The organism is Sorangiineae bacterium MSr11367 (assembly GCA_037157805.1).
Lineage (GTDB): Bacteria > Myxococcota_A > Polyangia > Polyangiales > Polyangiaceae > Pendulispora > Pendulispora rubella.
Genome location: CP089983.1, coordinates 9,147,195 through 9,167,526, shown reverse-complemented (window position 1 = coordinate 9,167,526; position 20,332 = coordinate 9,147,195). Strand labels below are relative to the sequence as shown.

Genomic DNA, 20,332 nt, shown 5'->3' with positions numbered 1-20,332 from the left:
CCGCACCCATCCCAGACGGCCCATGCAGGAAAGACGTATATACAGGACCTCCTCGAAGATCTCCTGCTTCTTGGATACCTAAGCCTCTCGCGCGAGAACACGGACCCAATGGGTAAGAAGGCGTTCACTATGGATGTGACTGTCGCGGTTCTTGCCCTGAAGTATGACCTGACCCAATCTGTTTCTGCGAAGGGCCTGGACGATGGTTACGCAGTGCCATTCGTCCCCAAGTTGAGTCAGGTAAATTCAGCCCCATCAGATACTGCGCCGGGGCCAATTTACTTCACCCGCGACTGGAACTTTCCTCGAGATTGCTTCATCGAAGCAAAGCACGTGCTCAAGTATCTCGATGATGCAAAATTCACGCACGTTGCGGCCATCGAATCCGACGCGAAGTCGCGGACTTTCCCTGACGATGCCGGGAAACCGCAGTCATTCGAAAACGCAGAGCTCGAGTATTCCTACGTCACTAATTGCCTATCTCAAATCGGTCCAAGCGCCACCGTCAGCAAAGCCCGAAGCTCGTCACTAAAGCAACGCAAAGCTCAACTTGAGAAGCTTTTCACGTCGCTCATACAGCAAATCGATGCGGCGTCTGGTCCATTGAAGCAAGCTGCCGACAAACTTCGCGAATGTCGCGCAAACTTCCAAAAGCTGCGCGACTGCATTGATCGACCCGATCCGGACCTAGCAAACGAATGGATGAATCAAGAGCTCGACAACGCCTTTCATCAACGCAACGAACTTTCGCCCCAGGCAAAGGACGAGGTTGTACTCAACTATTATAACGGCCCACGTGACCAGTTAATAACAGTTCTGCAGCGAGACATGTCGAAGTATCTAGACAAGACCATTCCCGCTGCCAAATCGCTTGCCGAGCGCGCCAGCGCGGGTGGAAGCGACACCGCACGACTGTCAAATGCTGCCTCTGATTTTCGTGATGCACTCGTCGCGTTTCAGACCGGGATGACGGACCTCATCAATACCATCAAAGGTTATGATTTCCAGGCTGCTGCCGAGCGATACCATAAGATGCTTCGGCGATACAGCATGGTAGACCGCGCTACAGCATATTGCATAAAGTCGATGGTCACTCGCCGACGGGTGAATGGTCGACGGGTGCTCGTTCTCCCAACGGACCATACTCAATTTCTGAATGTTGATGGCGTCGAGGTAGGGAAACCGCTGGGTCCTCACGCCCCCGCGCCCTCGCCGGAGACAATGGAAAAGGCGCTGGCGACGATAATCCCAGAGGTCGAGCAGCAGGAGAAGACACGCATTCCGCCAAAAATCATTGCTTATGCCTACAAGAACGAAAGCGGCTTACAGCATGCCATCAATCGTGGGCGACTCAAGAATCTTCCGCAATGCGGAACAGATTTCGACAATGGCTATGACCCCTTTCACGTCAAGCGTGATGTCCTGAAGAAGGATTCGACAAGGCGCGGTTCATTCGACGAATGTGTCACGAGCCCAAGTCGCGGGTTTGTGATTTCCCGAGGATGGGGATTCACCCAACTGACACCACCAGGCGTAGACCCGAAGGTCGAGTATGGATATTTCTTGGTGTCTGACGACGGCTCATTGGAGGACCACTCACAAGACACCACCCGCCATATCCGCACTCGTCGAGGCCTTCCTGTCATTGAAGGCAACGAAGACTATATTCCCGCGTACATAGCTTCGACCGCAGGTTCGCTGCATGCGGGGATAAAACTATTCGCTCTCAAGTTCAAGTCCACAACCACCAAACGGGGATGCACCTTCACTCCCGAGCACGACTGCGACAACTGTCTTTCTCGTTTTCAGGAAAGCGATGTCACGTTCAAGCCGCAGGCGCGCGCTTCCCTGATGTCGGTTGAAGCATATCGAAGGATTCGAGACGGTCGCCAGAAGGGTGCGGGCGGCATTCCAGAGGGGGCCCCGCAGCCACCGTCACCCTCGGGTTCGTCGAACGAGCCAGAGGAGTCGCCCGGAGAGGATGAGAGATTGGATTGGCCCTGCGCATGGCCTACTGCCCGGATGTACTACGCTGGCATAAGCGTGGAGGGCTTTAACTACGTCCGACAGAGCATCAGGTTTGCCAGACTTAATAAGGGACTGTCTTCACCTGAGCCCAAAAAGAAGGGAACAAAGTGAATACTGCGATGCGGGTCGTGCTCCTTTTGGGAGCGAGTATCCTGGGGTCTTGCCGACCGCAGCAGGCGGTTGCGGAAGCGAAGCCCAGCGCCGAACCGGCGCCAGGTTCATTCGACGGGGGTGCGCCTCTATCAACGCCTCCGGCGACAAGCGCATCTTCGGTACATGCGCCTCTGCTCGATGTGCCAGCTGACGGCGGTCGCAATGCCAGTGTGAGTAGCGCGGCGGCGGCAAAACTGGCCTTGAAAGCATGCGGAGCAGAGGAGTTCGTGCGCACCGAGCGTAAGACCTTATCCGTGGTCGCTGGATGGCCTGACACATATCGCAAACTGGTGCGCGGTGGGGCCAAGGGCCGAATCGTGCCAGAGGCAGCGGCAAAGAAGGCTCTTTGTGCACCGGAGAAGAGCTGCTTGCATCAAGGCGCATGCGACACCAACGCCGGCGCCCTGTTCTGGACGACTAATTCCTCCAGTCCAGGAGATAGGGGCGCAGACTGGTTCGCGCACTTGCTAATTCCGCGTGGTTCTGGCGACTACTGGCTTATCGAAAGATACGAGGAGACCTATTGGGGCGGTTACATTTGTGACGTAAACCATTGTCAAGGTGCTCCACGCGTTGAAGTTATCCCAGGGCCGATCGTCCACCTGAGAGCGACATATCAGGTGATGAACGATACTCATGCAGGGTGCGATAGCAAGCTGGTCCTTGATGATGTTTTCATAGACGCCGCGAGCAGCAGCTTTATTTTTGGCTATGGGCAGTATTTCGAATCTAGCGATCCTAAAGATTCCGCGGGATGGCCTATTACACCGATTACATCAGTGCGGATCACAGGTGCAGGGGTTCAACTCCGTGCTACTCTTGACGGCACGCATTGCCACGTGGATGTCCCCCTTCAATGAGGCGCGCCTTCAACCGGTCCGCTGTTCGACTATCCGGAATCAAATGGGGCCTATGCCCGGTCGTTCTGGGCTTTGCGTTGCTTGGATGCGTGCGGAGGAATCACTCGGAGGTGAAGTCGACGCCTCATCTGCCGCCTATAGGAAGTGTCGAGCCCCATACGATCGACTCGCGAAATGGCACGTTTCATCTGGATCTTGAGATGCTTGACAGCGCACGGAAACCCTATTCCAACAAGCATTATTTGCTCGAGGTGGACGAGCTGAGGATCGAAGGCCAGACTGATTCGAGTGGCCGTCTCGTCGTCGACGTGCCCACCAGCTCTCGCGGAGGAATTCTGACCCTATGGATTGGTGTCTACCCTGGTGGCGAGCAAGAGAAGTACAAGATCAATCTCTCTGGTCTAGATCCCGTGGACACTCCCCGCGGCGCGGCCCAGAGGCTGTCAAATCTCGGGTACTTCCGCGGCGATATGCCGAGTACGATTACACCGAACTTGTCCGAGGCCATCCGCCGCTTTCAAATCGACCACCCACGTGTCGGGGTTCGCGTAACAGGGTATCTTGACACGCCGACGATCGAACTGCTCCGACAGGTTCACGGTAGCTGAATGAAACTCGCGGTCGACGGAGATCAACTTCGGTGCTCCTACGGCACCTTGAAGGCGAGATTGACGGTGCTACCCGGCACCAAGGAGAGTGCCGGCTCGGCTTCCAGCGCGCCGGGGAGCGGGGCCGGCGCGGCGCTGGCAACGGTCTCGGATCACCTATCGCCCGGGAATATCGGAAGCTTCGGGGAATGCAGCGCGCCCAAGAACCCGGCGGTTAAGGCCGCTCTGGGGGCACCCCAGCCATGTATCCCGGTCACACTCAAGGCCTGGACCTCGCCTCACTCAAACGTCGGAACGCACGGCGTCCAAGTGTTGGTGCAGGGCGCAACATGCGAATGTGAGCATGGCGGCAACATCACGGTGGTCGAAGCGGGAAAAGCCAGGGTCGGAGTTGGACCGAACCGCGGCGAGGCCTGGCGCGGGCCAGCATCCCACCCGGCGCTACGAACACCGGGGGCCATCATGGAGGAACCACCCCTCGACGGAACATCCGATTCCGGGTCGCGGGTCACGCTCCGCATCTTTCTTCGTGACGAGCACGAGCGGCCGATACCGTCCGCGCCCTATCGGCTACGAGCGAGCGGGGTATCGCGCGAGGGAGTTGCGAACAGTGAAGGCCTTCTCGTGGAGGATGACATATCGCTCGAGGGCGGATGCCATCTCGAGTGGGGCACGCCGGAGAACGGTGAGCATGGCTCGTATCGGTTCACTCGCACGCTGAAGAGTGAGCATCACGGGGACTAGATCTCGCACGAGGTACGGACGTGGACAGGAAGCAGATCACGCTTGTCGCAACGCCAAAGAAGCCGGCGTTGGTTCGCATTGCGGTCGTACCACCTCGCGAGCGCCAGCGTTCGCTCGTACAAGTCTGCGCTCCACTTCGGCTGCAGGCCGTCCACGTCAACGCATCATCGGCGATGCTGCGAACGATCTCATGGGAATTGACCGTGGGTGGGGAACCTGTCTCAGCGCCCATCGTCCGCGCTAAGGAAGATAAGCTGAAAGTCGATTGCGTTCCGGACGAGTGGGTTGACAAGTATGTCAGCGTTAGCGCGCGACTTCCGGGACAGCCTCCGATTGTTCTTCCCATTTCGCCCGCGCGCAGTGATGTTGCTGAGTACATCTCGCTTGTGCGGCGTGTGGAGAGGACATATCCAGATTGGGGAGCTGAGCGCGTTCTCGGAGCGCTACGCCGGGCGGCCGGCGTCGGACGCGAGCTATTTCAGGATGCTCTTTTCGGTAGCCCGGATCCCCTTCCGGACGTATTGAGGCCTATTGGCAGTCCACGGACGTCGAACTACAGCAATACCGGACTTACGACGGTGGACATTGCGCGACTCATTCAACTGAGCTCGCACGGCACGCAGGTGATGGCACCGAACGAAGATGGTGCGGAAAACGCGAGCGAAAGGAAGAGACTACGCGAAGTGGGCGTTGCAGCGGATATGCTCGGTTATCCTGTCGCCCTCGGACATGTACTCATTGGGATGGCGGCGGGAATGCACAGAAAGTCGACCACGAGCATTCACCTTTGGCGCATTCCGACACCCGCTATCCCTGTGGACAATCTGTACTTCGTCACGTTGGCGGGGGACCTTGGGCAGTCCGTCGTGGAAGTTATGGATCATCCCGGTGCACCTCGCGTTAGCGCACTTGAATCGGAGGCGACCGACGCGGAGATGATAGGTGACATTGATGGAATCATCCTTGGCTCGAGGGTGACCACCGGCCCGGGTTCCTTACCTTCCGTGAGCGAAGTTCTGCACGACTATTACTGCACACGCGCGAATGGGCATGGCAAGGCATTGGCGAGTGAACGGTTTGCCAATTTCAAGAAGCTCATACCAAAATCTCTATCGAACGATGTATACGAATTCGCCAAGAATTTCTATCGAGGCACGCACAAGGCGGAGACAGCGTTATTCTTTCCCATGTCGGTTTACACTTCGCCAGTGAAGAAGAGCGACGTCCATCAGACTCTTGCCGCGTTTGAGTCATGGCTCGACCGGATGGAAAAGGCCGAACGGGCGTGTGCGGACGAGGCGAACGCGGCGGACGACGCGGACCTCCGCGAAGGATGGCCATAACCCATGCGTGCCAGAACATTCGTCGCCGCATTTATTGTCGGCACGTCGAGTCTGCTCCTGCGTTTTTGCCGCATACCTTGGTCCATCGAGAATGACGTCGATGGGTTGAATGCGCTGGTCGTGGATTCGAGCGGGGCCGCTCTGTGGTCGACGTGCCACAAGGATTTGGAGGGCCGCGACGTGATCCAGCGCGGCGCGTTTCGGGACGCGACAACCACATTGCTTTCAGGTCTAACCTGCCCAGCCGTCGTCGCCTCGCGAGAAGGCGTGGTCTTCTTTCGGGAACGGGGGCACCTGATGCGGGCATCCTTCGACGGTCAAAACAGGGCCGTGCTCGTCGAGAGCCCCACTCGAGTTCTTGGCGTTAGTCGCTCTCGCGTCTTCTTCGTGAAATACGGGGCCATGTACTCGATTTCGACGGCAGGAGGAGAACCGGAGTACCTTGCGGCGCAGATACCGGAGTATGCGGACGTCAACGACGACTACCTCGTATGGTGCGACAAGGCAGATGAGCATATCTGGCGAATGGACCTTCGCGACCGTTCGATCAAGCAGCTGGCCTGGGCTATCGGCGTCGGCGACGGATCGGTAACGGGCCTAGCGATCTTCAAGAACCAAGCGGTGTGGAGCCTTGATGGCTCAGAAACTCTGCTGTATCCCCCGAACGACGGGGCGGTATGGGGTGTGCCGCTCGACGGCGGCCATCCGAAACTACTGGTGGAGGATCTGGATCATCCCTTCGGATTGGTAGCAGACGGCAATCGCCTGTACTGGATTCAAGAGAAGACGACACTCGCAAGGTCTACCGCCTTGCCATGGGTGTTCCCTAGCGTCGTGGGCGAAACCGAGTGGGGCGACCCGACGGTCGCCGCGGCCGGAGGGAAAGTCTACTGGACAACCCAGGGAGTTCCTGGTGGGAGCTCGCGCAGTATTCGGACATCGCTTTATCCGCGCTGAGCTCCTCCACTTGCTCCACCTCGCGTGCAATTACTGCGTGGCGAGGTCCTTCGTGGCCGCCTTCTCGCCAGGTTTGCCGTCACCGCCCGTATTGCCTTTGTTGCCACCTGAGAGAGCGCCCGACCCTGGATCACCACCTTGCTGGCCGCGGCCGAAGTCACCGCCGTTCCCCTGCTGCATGGTGGTCGAACCGTCGGCCGTGGGCTGCGTCCCCACGTACCCGATACTTACGCTTAGACCACCGGCGCCGCCACCACCGCCGCCACCGCCCGCGCCGTTGCCTCCTTCCGCGCCAGCGCATACGGACGTACCAGCTATAGCATTGCCACCGCCTTGGCCCTTTGCTCCCACGGCACCGTTCGCGCCGTTGCCGGCGTCATGGGCGATGAGATTGCTCGCTTCCAATCTTACTGTGGACTGAAAACTCAAAAGGGCGAACGACGACCCTCCCGATGCTCCGCCGGGGCCTCCGCCACCTCCGCATCCGCCGGAGCCCCCGCCACCTCCACCGCGTGTACCGGTCACCCGGCCGCCACCTCCGCCGCCGCCCTGCGCCGGATTTCCTGTTGGACCTGTTTCACCGGCTTGGTTAGACCAGCCAGTAACAGCCAAAACCCCCGGGCTGATAGCCCCCTTTGCGGCCGGCTTGGCTGCCCCGTTCGCCCCTGGCGTGCCCGGAGTGCACGAGGCTCCGCCGGTGCCCGCCGATCCATCCTGCCCAGCGGTTGGGGTGGTCGGCGGCGTTGAGCTCCCAGGCTTTCCGTTTCCTTCAGGCGTTGCAACCGCGTCCCCCCCATTTCCCCCGGCCGATGATGTTGTCGCGTCGTTGCAGGTGATCTTACCGCCGAGCCCCCCCGAGCCCGGGGTTTCCGTTTTGGGCCCAACGCCGTCAGGAGCTTTTGCATCATTAAAGTTCGCGGCGGGCGCCCCGACTGGGCCAGCGTTCGCGCCTTTCCCTGCCGAGAGCGTGACGGTACGGAACGTCACGTCTGGGGAGTTCGTGACAAAGGCAGCAACGCTACTTCCGCCCGGTTCCTTCGCGTCCACAGAATCAAATTCAAGGTTCTGCAGGACGACGCGTTCGCGCGTATTGATCGTCAGCGGAATGCCGGCCGTCGGCGCGATTGTCGTGACCTTCCCGGGAGACCAGCTCGTGCAATCGAAGCCGCCGACCACCTCGGTTCCCGCGGTGATGGTGATCGTCTCAGGGTAGGTCCCCTCGCAAACAGTCACGCTGGTGGGATGCCGCGCGAGCGCGGCCGCGAGGCTTTTGAACGGCTGCTCCTTCGTCCCGGGATACGAGTCCTGCCCGTTCTGCCGAGACACGAACACGGGACCGCCACCATTGGCGTCTCCAGCCCCGCCATCGCCTCCGCAGGTGTTGTAGTCCTGGCAGCTCTTATCGTTGTAGCTACCGCAGCCCTGGACAAAGCAGTAGGCACCTGCACCAACGGCAATAAGGAAAAGTTCGCGATTCATCGCATTCCTCGTCGAAGTTAAAATCTCGTCGTCCAATTCGCGCCGAGCATTCCAGGCCCGACCAGCGGGGTCGCCGTCGATCGCGATTCGCGCTCACTCGGGATAAGGAACCACGTCAGAACGGCTGCTCCCGCAAGGGCGCCGGCCCCGATGTACATACCAATGGAGATGGTCTGATTGCTGTTCTGCGAGTCAACAGCATCGCGAAGTGCATCGCACCGGGCTGTCGAAGGAGTCGCGCAAGCGCCGGGTGCCTGCCCCGACCGGATATCTGCCGCGTCGTCCTTCGCGCTCTTCGATTTCGCACCGAACAAGATTCCCCCTCCGAGCGCGATGAGGGCACCGCCCGCCAGCACGGCAGGAACCACGTAATGCGCCGAATTCGACGTCCGCGGTGTCGAGCCACTCCGGTCAATCATGGCGTCGAGGTCCTCGTCCTTCACCGATTTCTGCGGAGGAGAGGCACTGGTCGTCGTAGGGGCGGGCGCCGCAGCCGCGCTCGAAGCGCGTTCGAGGGGGAGGGCTACGCTGAGCGTTTGGCCGGCGCGTACCTCGATGTCTTTGGCAGCTTTGTCGCCGCCGATGCGGCTCTCCACGTGATGCGCGCCCGGCGTGACGGCAACCGGATCGGGAAGTGGAGCCTGGACCACTTGGTCATCCGCCGTGAGGTCGACGCCATCAATCGAAACGATGGCCGTAGGCGACGTCTCAATGGTCAGCTCCCCGACGTGGTTGAGCGCTTCTGGAATGAGCTCGGAATTGGCGCGCGTGATGTACCGCGAGTCGTCCGGATCCGGCTGCGCCTTTTTTGTCCGGGCTTGTTCCTCCTGCTGAAGGCGCATGTACAAGCGCAGGTGGCGCAGTCCCTGAGCGAAGTATTCAGGGTGATTCCGATCGTTGATCTTAATCTCCGAAAGCGCGAGATAGTAGGTAATCGTCGTGCTCCGCTTCACCAGACGAAATGCCGCCTCCAGCTTTGGACGCGCCTTGGCGTAGTCGCCACGGCTGAGCAGCTTGTAGCCCTCCGCGAACTGGGCCTCCGCTTCTTTCTTGTTCGCGGGATCGGTCGTCTGCTGCGCGAGTGTGGTGGCGGGCGGCATCAAGAGAGCTACCGCGAGCGCGGCACGCAGCGCCGTATGCCGAAGGCCCGGAATGCGCGTTACTACGTTACCGTTTTTCATCTCTCGATCTTGAGCTTGGGGATAGAGGGGTCATTGGCAGGTGCCTTCGGCTTGACCGGGTGGGCATTCGACGGAGCATCCGGTTTCGCCGACTTGGGGGGCGGAGGCAAGTGTTGCGCGTCGTCTGGAGCCGCGGGTACGGTTGGCTCCGGCTCCACGATCGCGCTCGGTGCGGACGTGACAACGTTCGAACTAGCAGGGGGCGAGGTAGGCAAGGCCCGACGCGTCTCGCCGACGGAGGGTTGCTCCGGCGCATCGGGCCGCTGCAAGACCCAGAAGGCGCCGCCAACGAGCAGCGTACTGGCACCGATGGCGACGAGTAGCACCGCCCATAGCGACCACCGCCGGCGCTCCGCTTTCCTCGAGGGCGTGGCCCGGGTCGATGGCGGCGGATGCGAGGACGGCTGGACCCGCCGCGTCGGCGCAGTGTCCGTCGGCTGAATGGGCGACAGGGCCGACTCGGACACCATCATCGAAGGCAGTGGCGGAGGCGTGTCGTTGCGCGATGGCGGCGCCATGGCTCCAACCACACGGTGCGGTTCCTCCGGTCCTGGGGGCACAGGATCGACGGGCCGTCGGTAAGCCATCTTCCCAAGAACATCGTCGGTTTCGGGATGCGACTGAATATCGACGAAAGGTACCGGCGACGGCGGATCGCCCACAGAGGAGGGCGCCGACGGAACTGCGGCCGCGGCGCTTCCGGCGCCGTTTGGGATCTCGGCGGGATGGGCGGTGGCGGCGATCTCCGCGCTCAACGGGGCAGCCGAGAACGACGCGGATTTCGGGGCCGGCGAGAACGGACCCATCGGAAGCGGTCCCGTCTCGGTTTGCCGGATCGGCGTTGCAGCCGCCCCGGGCTCGTCCGGAATTGAATCCGTCCAGGCGTCGTACAGACCACCGGGCAAGCGTGGTTTTTCATCCCCGAAAGGACTCTTCGGCCACATGCCCTCCCCCTCTAAGCCTTCCGAGACGGTTTGGTGGGCGGGTCGAGCGAAATACGAGCGGGAAGCTGACGGCCCTCTGGCGTGGGACCCGGCAGGACCCATTCGTCGCGAGTAGTGGATCCCGGCCTACTGAGCCCCTGTCTGTACCCCTCGCGAAACTCGCTCCCATGGACGAGGGCGTAGACGACGTTCTCGTCCTCAAGGTCTTGGAAGCGCAGCTTGAGTTCGGACCAGAGAGTGCGATAACGCCAAGGCCCCCAGGAAAACCGCCGCGGCGATCGCTGCTTGCCGCTCGCAACGATGCGCTCGATGTACCGCGGGGCCACTTCATTAAGCAGGGCGCGCGCCCCCGTGATTACGCTGCCCACATAACTCAGCTGGTGGACCATCACCTGATTAAGGATTTTGTGCAGCGCCGCATGGGCATTTGGGTGCGCATTGGGCCCCAGCAGAGCCTTCGCCACTTCCCATGGACCATCCGCATTTTCCAGTCCGCTTGGATCGGAAGCCGACCAATCGCCGACGCCCCCAACGGTCTCACCGAATTCACGCAATCCGTTCTTGAGGGGAACGAGATCGAGAATAAACTGCTGGAGGGTTTTGAGTAGGCGCTCCGCAAAGGCAGCAATATCGGCCGTCGACTCCAGTCGCATGCCGAGCATGGCCTGCGCCATCCGGCGTAGCTCCAATAGCGCGGCCGCCCCTTCTCGCTCCTCCACGCCGAGCCAAACCCCATACTCCTCGGCGAGCACCCGAAACTTCGGCTCTTGGAGAAGCTCTGGGTAACGGTGCGCAGCGCCCACGATCAGGGTGTTCGCCTGGGCTATCGGAACCTGGGCGCATCGACGTGAAATGCGCTCGATCATCCCTTCTATCGCCAGACGACTGGTGGAGTACGATTCCCTCTGCTCCTCGAGGAACGCATCCTCGTCGGTTCCCTTGGCCGCTCGTTCAGCGCCTTGAATTCGGCGTGTCTGAAAATCATCAATGGGCAGTCCAGTGATCAGCGAGTGCTGTTGCCCGTCTGCCGCATGAGGCTCTTCAAGATCGGCGCGCTCGACGCGGACATGGATTCGCCCGGCGACCAGAAACTCTCCGTTGTGCGCCTCGATATCGACCAATTCTTTGGGCGGAAGACGTGTGCCGTCGGTGAGGTAGGTCCCGTGAGTACTGGCGGCGTCCCAGATGAAAACCTTGCCCCCCCGGAAGCTAACGTTCGCGTGCAATTTGGACACGAACTTTAGCTCGGGAAACTTGACGTCGCACCAATCGTCCCGGCCGATGGCGGCGGGAGGCTTGTAGCACGTCACCGTCCGCTTGCGCCCCCTGAACGGCAGCTGTTCGTCCCCGAGTCGCTCGGTAAGATAAAAGATCAGCGCTAACGCCACGCCGCGACGATACTCGCCGCTACCGGTAGCGGCAATGGCCGTCCCATGAGAAAGTTCCCGCCATGGCGCTTGCCAATGCATCCGTGTACGGGAAACTGCGCAGCTCTCCAGAATTTCTGGGTTCGCTGCCCGGTGATGCCGGAACCGACTGGCTCGATTGGCTCGATCGAGCGAACGGCATGGCCTCTATGGATGATGCTTGGCTGGGCGCGTTCCACATGGGGGAGGCGCACGGTTTCACCTTTCGTCGAACAGCATCCACACGCGGCATTCTAGGAGCCATCACTCCGAGCCAGGACAGCTTCGGACGGCCGTTTCCACTCATGGTTGTTGCGAGCACGGGTGAGGATGTCGTTTCGCGCGCACTTTCGTACGTTCCAGTGGCTGGACACGTGTTTTTCCGAACCGCCTCCGACGTGTTACGTGATGCCCGGCGAGCAGCGTCGCCCGACCATCTCTCATCGGTGTCAAAGCTCGAGCCCCCCGATGGCAGCGCCATCTCCGTCGCAGGCGAAGAGTTCAACCACTGGGCAACACGTCCCGGCGTGCTGGTTAAAGCGTGGCGAGGCGTTTTCCCGCGGAGGGGCGCACGCGGATCGTTACCGGTGCTGACAGCACTCGCAAAGTTGCGCGATGAACCAAGCCATCCAACCCCTTCCTATGCACGATTTCCGTTGGGTGCGGGCGGAGCCGCAGCCGCGTCCTTTTGGCTTCGGTTGTTGGCATGCTTCGTCCCCGAGTCTCGGATCGCGATGGCATGCTGGGACATGCGTCCTCACGGAGACCTTTTTGTGGCCATTGGCGCCGAGACGCCGTTGGAATCATGGCTGCGGCTGTGGTTGCCCGATTACGTGGGAGCGGACCTCCTCGACGCCGACAAATTGAGTGACTTGGACATCGAATCGGCGAAGGGGCTAGGTGAAGCGGCCAAGCGAGCGGCCGTCTCGACCGAAGCGTCGGTCGCTGACCTGTTGTCCTGCCTGACTGGATGACTTTATCCGAACGTTAAGCGACCCGTCAAAAACACATCCATGCGCCAAATTACCGTTTCGGGCTTTGGAGGCGATCCACCTCTGATGATAGTTTCCCGCCGCGAAAGAGGGAACGCGTGAAGGTTCGAAGGAATGCTGTCTTACGAGGTGCGGCGATGCTGGCCATCCTGAGCGTATCCAGCGCCGCTGTTGGGCAGTCACGCAATGCGCCGGAGTACGATGAAGGGATCCGGCTCTTCGATGCCGGCAACTACGGGGACGCAGCCGACAAGTTCGCAGCTGCACTCGCTGCCAAGGGAGAAGCCAAGAGCTTATGGAGCCTCTCGTTGGCCGAAGTGCGCGCCGAACGTCCCCTTCGTGCCCTCGAACATCTCCGGCAGTACCAGCGGAGGCCCGATGCGAAACCGGAGAACGTTCGTCGAGCCGAGCGCTTGATTGCGGAACTCCAAAGCAGGGTCGGTCATTTGCGCATTATCGCGCCCGATGGTGCAGTGATTTCGGTTGATGAGAAGGTGGTGGGAACAGCCCCGTTGATCGCCCCGCTCGACGTCACCCCAAACGAAGAGCACTCGATCGATGCTCAACTCGGAGCAAAGATTGGCGACGCGAAGCGTGTGGCCGCGCCAGGGGAGGAGCTCATCGTAAACCTGGTACTGCGCGAAGTTCCTGCAGCCGCAGCCATTCAACCGCCTTCCGTCACGCGCGAGCCGGCGCTCGCGCCTGCCCCGAAGCCGCCCGAGCGCGTGGAGCTGCAGGCATCGAGTCCCGCGCTGTTCCACACGCTGGTGATAACCACCTTTGTGTCGAGTTTCGCACTCGGCGGTGTAGGCGCTTACCTTTACATGTGCCACCCCGACTGCGGTGATCACCGCGTCCTCGGAGGGGCTCTGCTCGGCACGGGCGTCGCCATGCACATTGGCGGGTACGTGCTGTACGCTGCTTGGCCACGTCGGCCCCACGTTGTCACCGAGTCGCGGCTCGGGATCGCGCCGAGCGCCCTGCCTGGAGGAGCTGGCGTCACGGTCGTCGGTGCGTTCTAGGAACATCGCGGGGAGACGCGTGATAGGCAATCTCATGCACGCTACGCGCGGCTCTATCTCCAGCCCGTTCGACGCGGTACCATATCGACCCGTGGCAGATCCGTTCGCGAAGTCTCTGATGGCGACCTTTTCCAAGAGCTCCCCCGTGCTCTTGCCAGCAGGGGCGCCCTTGCAGACGCGAAAGGACGTCGGCGTTTGATGCAGCGCAAGCCGGTCACCAATTTGGCGGCTGTCGTCGCCTCGACCCCGCAGACGCGGTTGGCCGAGGCGGGCGGCGATTATCCGGTGGACAGCAGTTACCTCGTGCCGGGCACCGAGACGATCATTCATCGCCTGCTTGGTCGCGGCGGCTATGGGTCGGTCTGGCAGGGAACCCACGCGACCTTCGGCGAAGTTGCCCTCAAGACTCTTCATCCGCACTTGATGGCCAACAAAGAGATCGTCGAGCGCTTCCTGCGCGAGCACGATATTCTGCGATACGTCAAACATCCAAATATCGTGCGCGTTTACGGCGCCGGATACACGGCGGACGAGTTTCGACCGTACATTCTCTTCGAGTATTTGGACGGCCTCGGCGGAAGGACCGCCCTGAAGAACAAGGGACGCCTCTCCATGAATCACGCGCTGGAGATCTTGATCGATATCGCCAGCGCATTGGCCGCCCTCCACCAGATGAAGATCGTGCACGGGGACGTGAAACCCGAGAACATCTACATCGCGATAGAGGATTCCGGCAAAGCTGTCCCCAAATTGATCGATTTCGGCGTCTATAAGCATTTTGTGCACGGCGTGCCGGGCATCTTGGTCAACGTCGAGGGGACGCTCCTCTACATCGCCCCCGAAAGTATTCTTGGCCAGGATGCCGGACCCGCAGGTGACGTTTATTCGTTCGGTGTTCTGGCGTACGAACTCATCACGGGCATCCGGCCGACCTACAAGGCCGAAGAGAAGGTCGCGGAGTTCAAACGCAACATGGGTATGGCCGGCGAGATCCCCGACTTCGTGCGCCACGCAGTGCTCAATGAGCCCGCGCCGAACCTGCACGACTACCTGCTCGTGCCACCAGCCGTCGAACGACTCGTCGCAGCGTGCTTGCAAAAGGATCCGCGCCGCCGACCGACTATGAGCCAGGCGGCTCACGATCTGCGCGTCGCCTACAAAAACCTCGATCCGATGTTCATTTCGTCGAACGAGAGCACGCAGGAGATCCTGACCGGAAGCGTCCGGGCCCTAAACCCCGAGAGCATCCAGCGCGCCGCGGCGCGCGCCCGCGCCCGCCGTCGCGACATTACAACGGACGAACCGACGACCGTATCGTCCGACGCAACGTCACCGCCAGTGTCGGTGAGCCGATCCATTCAGTGGGGAGTGTTCGCCGCCTTCGGGATCATGCTCTTCTTAGGCGGCGTGTACGGCGTCGCACGTCTCGTGCAGACGCGCGATGCGGCCAAGAGCAGCGCCCCGGCGCCGTCCTCGACGAACGCCGAAGGCCTCGCCGCCAGTGAAGAGAACGCAAAGAGCGCCGCATCCTCGACCGCGCCGCCGATCCCTCCACCCCAGCCGAGTTCCGACGTGACGCCGCCTGGTTCCGCGCACGAACCTGTCGCTGCGCCGCTCGCGACGTCTTCTCCTTCCGCCTCGTCGGCACCGAAGGACAAGGCAGGGCCCCCCGCTGGCTCCGGGAGCCCGCGAGTCGTGAGCAGCCAGGGGCGCGTCGACCTCGAAAGACTCGACGAAAGCGACGGCAGCAAGCCCAAGGCCCCCTCCAAACGGAAGCCGTCGTCTTCTAAGAAGGCAGGCGACGAATACTCGGGTTGGATGGACAAGTAGTCGCTAGGCAAACGTCCGCCGCCGTCCCATCATCCACATGACGCAGGGGGCATCGGCGCTCCGCAACGTCGTCGGCGCGGAGCAAGATGTCGATGGGAAGCTAAGTTGGAGGTGAGTAGCCGCGCGCAGAGGCCATCGTCATAGGACGGCCTCTGCGGCTTCGCGTTCGGTCCAACACCGAAAGGGTGGCGGAACGGCCCCCTGCGCCGAATCACAATGAGCTATGCGGCAACGAGGGGGGCGAGTTCTCGCTCCGCCTTGTCACCCTTCAGATTTTTCAGGGGGCAACGAGGGCAGTGTTGGCGCGTCGTGATCGACGTCTTCCGCCGCAACCCCGCCCTCGCTGTCGGAATCGGCATGGAGAACGTCCTCGCCCTCGTCGTCTTCGTCTTGATCGTCATCCTCACCCAGCACGATAACCTCCTCGTCATCCAGCACGATATCCTCCTCATCGAGATCGGTTTCAGCGGAAAGAGAGTTTTGGGGTCCGTGGTTCATCGAAGCTGCGTTGCTCATGTTGTTGTCCTTTTTTGCAATCGGGAGACGTTTGGAACGTTGAAGTCGGCAATGGCCATTGCGCGGCCGAGGAAAACGGTCCGCTGAAACCGCACACTCTGGTCAGCGCGGGATTTCCCCATTGAGTACCGCGCCAATGAGGCCTTCGAGCGCCGGGGCGCTCGCCGTCGTCCGAGAAAGAAATTGCTCGGGTGTTTCGCCGGTGCAAGCCGCGCCAGCCGACACCGCGCACGTGAGGGCGAGGTGCACCAGGTCACGAACTTGCTCGAGCCCTTCGCGCATTTCGCGAAGCTCACTTCCCATTTTCCCATCGAGATCGCGCATCCGTGATTGCATGGCGAAGGAGGGCGGCTCCAGCGCGGCGAACGGCGTTGGTTGCCCATGCTGTTGCGGAGGGTGCGCGTAGCCATGGGGTCGACCGGGCGGCATCGCTGTCGCTCGCGGCGGCACGGGACCCGCGGCACGACCATATGCACCGCGCCCGCGCATGCCGCCCGCACTCGATGAACGACCCTGCAGCGCGCCATGTGCCGCAGACGGAAGCATGGGCACGACGCGCTCAGGGTCCTGAAGGAACGGCGGCGCAGGCAGGGCCGTCCCGTCATTGTGGCGCATACTCTCCGGCGCGCCGTCGCGAGCTTCGAGCGCAGTATGCACCTCCTGAACCTGCTGCTCGTTCGACATCTCTTTCCAATGGGTCTTTTGCTCCGGCGTATCGAGCATGTGCAGTTGCTCTGCGAGTGAGCGCAGTCGGTATTCTCCGACCTGCAGCAAATCGGCGAGGTCGCGCGGTGCGTTCTCGGGCGTGTAGAAAACGTGGGCAGACACGGTCATGATGCCTCCTGAATGATGTTGATGAATGGCGCAACGGGACGTCGTGCACGTGCACAGCGCCCGCTCGAGGACGGTGAGCGTCAGGCTTTGCCCGACGTCCGCAAGTGCACAACCGATTGTCGACGAGGGGGGCCGGCCAATCGCGTTGGCTGGCAATCCCACGCGTAGGGGCAAAAGTCGCACGCGATCGACTCCTGCCGAGGGGGTGCTTCTCCACGGGCAGCATGCTCGTGGACAAGTCGGATCTTCGCCTCGGTCCCCGCCCAGACGACCGGGTCAAACGCCAGCAGGAAGGGGGCTTCGCTGGGCGTGATGTTGTCGGTGCCCTTGCAGTAATATACGAGCCACATCAGGGGTAATTCGAGCGCAGCCATGTAGGTATGCACCTGCTCGACGTGCTCCGGTTCCGGCGTGCGCAACGCCGCGAACTCCTCCTTGCCCATCGACTTCGTCTCGAGGCCGACGCGCACGATGGCAGGCCCGTATGCGTGCTCGCGAAAGACAAAGACACCATCGGCCTCCGACCAAATGTTCCACCGGGCGCAGAGCGGCTGGAGCTCCGGTGAGCAAAGCACATTGGCCTGAAACTCCACGATGAAGCCGTCGCCCGCGGGCGCGCCGGCACGGCGAAGCCGGCGCGTTCGGGCGGCCATACCCGCGAAGTCCCTCTCAATCATGGAGTGGATCGCTTTGCCGAGCTTGAATTTCTTCTTCCAGAACGGCTTCGTTGTCGGGATTTTCCGATGGTCGACCAGCGAGTAGAACGCCCACCGGACGCACCGACTTAGTTCGGACGAATGAATTCCCGGCGGACGTACGGAGTCATCCGGCTGAAATCGAATGTACTCTTCGTACAGACGGAACAGTTGTTTTGCGTCCTGGATTCGGGCGGCCACCTCGTCGGGCGGGCCCCAAAGATCGTCGATCGTGACCAGCGGCATGGTTTCCTCCCAAAGTGTCTGGCGACACGGACGTCGCTCCATGGCCGTTATTCCGTGTTCGGCAAAGCTCTTTCGAAGGGCTCGGATCCGTGCTCGGGGCAAACCAGAACTCGCCCTTTGACCTCAGGCTTCTTGCCGCACATGGGGCAGCCGTCCGCGGCCACCTTTTCGAGTTCGAGAGCGGCTCCTTGTTCCACGGCGAGTTTCTCCATTGGAAATGTTCCTTTCGGCGAGGGCGCGTGCCAGCACCCGGCCACGCGCAAAGCGCACGATGTTTCGTACATAGGGATATGGCACAATGTTGGAGGGTGGCTGGCGCGACGTGGACACGGAAAAGCGCCCGAGGCCCGCGATCCGGACCGCCGCCCCGGCCGCAAGCGCGTCGCGCAATCCATCGATGAACGCGCGGGAGATCATGCGTACGGTCTTGATCGGGACGCCCAGGCTGCGGGAAACCTCGCAATCCAGTGTCTCCTTGGTGACGAGCGGCGGCATCACCAGGGTCATCGCGCAACCTGCCGCGTAGCTCCCGGGAGGCGCCCGGCGCCGTCCAGGTGGAACCGGAGCGGCTCGCGAAATCGCGAGGGGGCCGGCGTCGGTGGGCCCGAAGTGGCCGCCTGCGGACCAACACCTCGAACGGCATCCCGCGCGAGCGGAAGTACGGCGGCACCATCGAGGAGTCGCCTGGCGATCCCCGAACCGTAGCGCTTGTCGAGGTCGGCCTTTGTGAGCCACGTCGTTACCCAGGTTGGTCGCATCCGAGCGTGCCGCTCGTAGATGACATCGGTGACCGCGTTCAGGGCGGAGTCCCGCTCACTTCCGAGCTCGTCGATCACCAAGATCGTGGCGTTCATGGAGTCGAGGACATCCGGAGCTTCGCCCTCGCCGAGCGGGTGCTGCGCGCGCGCTTTGGCAAGTTGGTAGGCACTCTTGAACCGCGCCCCACGCGCCCGCTCGAGGTCGGCCTCCGAAAGCGATGCCTCGACACCAACGCCGAGAACGTGCTGGAACATGGCGACCACAAGGCTCGTCTTGCCAGCACCGGAAGGCCCGAGCAGCGTCACTCGATCGGCCGAAAGCGCGTTCTTGGCGGATTCCACGGCCTCGGCGCCTACGAGCGCCCGAAGCGCCGGCGACTCCAGCTGAAAGCCAACGAAGCGCTTGGGCAGCCCCTCGCGGGCATCCTTCAGTTGAAGCCGGCGCGCGCAAACCTCGCAACGGATCGAACCGTCGGCGGGATTCCGGCGCTCGTCGGCAATGACACGCAGAGTGACATGGCAAGTGGAACATGCCGCCTCGCGATGCTGGCCCCCGGCGGGAAGGAACGAGGCGGCGCGCGACAACATCTCTCGGAATTCGGAATCCAGGCTCGGCGGTAATTGCAGATGGTCATAGTCTCGGTGTGTCATGAAGCTTCCCTTTCGTGTTTGAGCCAAGGAGCGGTGGGATCGGAATACTGCTGGCGCGGTGCAGCCGCGACGCTCGGAGCAGACGCCTCGCATAGGCTGCGCTCGTTGCACCATTCAACGAACTTGACCGGGTGAAACCCACGCTGGAATTGGGCTTTGGAGTGGGTTGCGATCACGTAAGCGACCGCTTTGCTCCGGAGCCATTCGATTTGCTGTTCCTCGCCGGCGTCGGGCGGCCCGTGGGCCCGAAGCGCGCGCTCGATGTCACGCCATGAGCGCGGATCGAATTCCGCGCACGTGGCGCTGGGGTCGCCCGTCGCCTGCTGCATGCCCGCAACGACCCCCTCGCGATAAGTCCCCAGAAGCATGCTGGGTTCCACGCGAAGCTTCCAGGGCGCTTTCACCGGCCCCGTCGCCCCCTTGGGGGGTAAGGGGGGTTTTTGATTCGGAGTGGAGAGGAGGGGAGAGGAGGGGGGTTCGTTTTGCTGCAGCGGGGACGCAGCAACGGAGGGAGCACTTGCTTCGACGTTGCTTCGCGGTTGCTTTCCCTTCCCTTCATCGATGCTGGATGCCCGCTTCGTCGCTTCTTCCGCAGGATGCGGCCTGCCCGCGACAGATGGCGGCTTGGGGTCCACCTTCCTTTGCTTTGTCTCCTTCTCTCCGCCAGTCCCCGTCTCCCGCCGGCGAGCTTCTCCCGAACGCAATCCCCCCTTGCGCCCGGCCTCCGCACGGACCGCGCTCAGTTCCGCACGCCGCTTCAGGACCTCGGCACGTGACGCGTGCTCGTTGAGGTAGTCGACCACTTCGAACCCCGTGGCGGTGCGGCGCCAAACGCCGTGTTCGCAAAGCTTCGCCGCGAGCCTGAGGTTGCGACGCCCCCTCCCTCGGCCAAACCGGCACACGGCAAGTTCTGGGATCTGCCCGTCGGTGAGATGGCGACCGCAATACGTGATCCCACAGGCGTACAAGCCGTAATGCTCCAGATCCCAGCCGGCCTCGGCGTAACGTGGGTCGTCGTCGAAGCGATCATCAAACTGCGCGTACGTCACTCGTCCCTCCGCACTCGTGAGCCGGTCCGCGATCGA

The 20,332-nt window shown here is 61.7% G+C and carries 16 protein-coding genes; 7 read left to right on the top strand and 9 right to left on the bottom strand.

The genetic code is table 11. The annotated features are described in order from the left end of the window. Positions 1-108 precede the first annotated feature (108 nt). The 4 genes from LVJ94_35085 to LVJ94_35070 all read left to right on the top strand — a co-directional run bounded on the left by LVJ94_35085 (position 109) and on the right by LVJ94_35070 (position 6,693). Positions 109-2,139 carry a hypothetical protein gene (locus LVJ94_35085; protein ID WXB02127.1) on the top strand — a complete coding sequence of 677 codons (2,031 nt, stop codon included), beginning with the start codon at positions 109-111 and terminating at the stop codon, positions 2,137-2,139. Positions 2,140-3,151: 1,012 nt separating this feature from the next. Beyond that, on the top strand, positions 3,152-3,649 hold the full coding sequence (locus LVJ94_35080; GenBank protein ID WXB02126.1) for a peptidoglycan-binding protein: 498 nt from the start codon (positions 3,152-3,154) through the stop codon (positions 3,647-3,649). Positions 3,650-4,413: 764 nt separating this feature from the next. After that, positions 4,414-5,736, top strand: coding sequence for a hypothetical protein (locus LVJ94_35075; protein ID WXB02125.1), 1,323 nt, complete (start codon positions 4,414-4,416; stop codon positions 5,734-5,736). Between the two features lie 3 nt (positions 5,737-5,739). Beyond that, a complete protein-coding gene (locus LVJ94_35070) occupies positions 5,740-6,693 on the top strand; it encodes a DUF5050 domain-containing protein (protein WXB02124.1) in 954 nt (317 codons plus the stop codon). Between the two features lie 30 nt (positions 6,694-6,723). On the opposite strand, the gene LVJ94_35065 is transcribed toward LVJ94_35070, so the two are convergent. The 3 genes from LVJ94_35065 to LVJ94_35055 form a co-directional block, all read right to left on the bottom strand. Next, on the bottom strand, positions 6,724-7,218 hold the full coding sequence (locus LVJ94_35065; GenBank protein ID WXB02123.1) for a hypothetical protein: 495 nt from the start codon (positions 7,216-7,218) through the stop codon (positions 6,724-6,726). Between the two features lie 971 nt (positions 7,219-8,189). Further along, the gene (locus LVJ94_35060; protein WXB02122.1) at positions 8,190-9,353 is read right to left on the bottom strand and encodes a hypothetical protein; all 1,164 of its coding nucleotides are present in this window, start codon (positions 9,351-9,353) and stop codon (positions 8,190-8,192) included. 955 nt (positions 9,354-10,308) lie between these two features. Continuing rightward, positions 10,309-11,685, bottom strand: coding sequence for an FHA domain-containing protein (locus tag LVJ94_35055; protein ID WXB02121.1), 1,377 nt, complete (start codon positions 11,683-11,685; stop codon positions 10,309-10,311). Positions 11,686-11,747: 62 nt separating this feature from the next. Between LVJ94_35055 and tagF the strand changes: the two genes are divergently transcribed. The 3 genes from tagF to LVJ94_35040 all read left to right on the top strand — a co-directional run bounded on the left by tagF (position 11,748) and on the right by LVJ94_35040 (position 15,547). Beyond that, complete coding sequence (gene tagF / locus LVJ94_35050) at positions 11,748-12,677, top strand: type VI secretion system-associated protein TagF (protein WXB02120.1); 930 nt, start codon at positions 11,748-11,750, stop codon at positions 12,675-12,677. Between the two features lie 155 nt (positions 12,678-12,832). Then, positions 12,833-13,717, top strand: coding sequence for a hypothetical protein (locus LVJ94_35045; GenBank protein ID WXB02119.1), 885 nt, complete (start codon positions 12,833-12,835; stop codon positions 13,715-13,717). Positions 13,718-13,915: 198 nt separating this feature from the next. Further along, entirely contained in the window at positions 13,916-15,547 is a 1,632-nt protein-coding gene (locus LVJ94_35040; protein WXB02118.1) for a serine/threonine protein kinase, read from the top strand. A 261-nt stretch (positions 15,548-15,808) separates the two neighbouring features. Here LVJ94_35040 and LVJ94_35035 read toward each other — a convergent pair whose 3' ends face one another. The 6 genes from LVJ94_35035 to LVJ94_35010 all read right to left on the bottom strand — a co-directional run bounded on the left by LVJ94_35035 (position 15,809) and on the right by LVJ94_35010 (position 19,615). Further along, entirely contained in the window at positions 15,809-16,063 is a 255-nt protein-coding gene (locus tag LVJ94_35035) for a hypothetical protein (protein WXB02117.1), read from the bottom strand. Between the two features lie 102 nt (positions 16,064-16,165). Beyond that, complete coding sequence (locus LVJ94_35030; protein WXB02116.1) at positions 16,166-16,897, bottom strand: hypothetical protein; 732 nt, start codon at positions 16,895-16,897, stop codon at positions 16,166-16,168. A gap of 80 nt (positions 16,898-16,977) precedes the next feature. Continuing rightward, on the bottom strand, positions 16,978-17,838 hold the full coding sequence (locus LVJ94_35025) for a hypothetical protein (GenBank protein WXB02115.1): 861 nt from the start codon (positions 17,836-17,838) through the stop codon (positions 16,978-16,980). A 123-nt stretch (positions 17,839-17,961) separates the two neighbouring features. Further along, positions 17,962-18,333, bottom strand: a complete 372-nt coding sequence (locus LVJ94_35020; protein ID WXB02114.1) for an HU family DNA-binding protein — start codon at positions 18,331-18,333, stop codon at positions 17,962-17,964. A gap of 8 nt (positions 18,334-18,341) precedes the next feature. Further along, positions 18,342-19,247, bottom strand: a complete 906-nt coding sequence (locus LVJ94_35015) for a hypothetical protein (protein ID WXB02113.1) — start codon at positions 19,245-19,247, stop codon at positions 18,342-18,344. Beyond that, positions 19,244-19,615: a hypothetical protein gene (locus LVJ94_35010; protein WXB02112.1), complete on the bottom strand. Its 372-nt coding sequence runs from the start codon at positions 19,613-19,615 to the stop codon at positions 19,244-19,246. The genes LVJ94_35015 and LVJ94_35010 overlap by 4 nt, the downstream gene beginning before the upstream one ends. Positions 19,616-20,332: the final 717 nt, after the last annotated feature.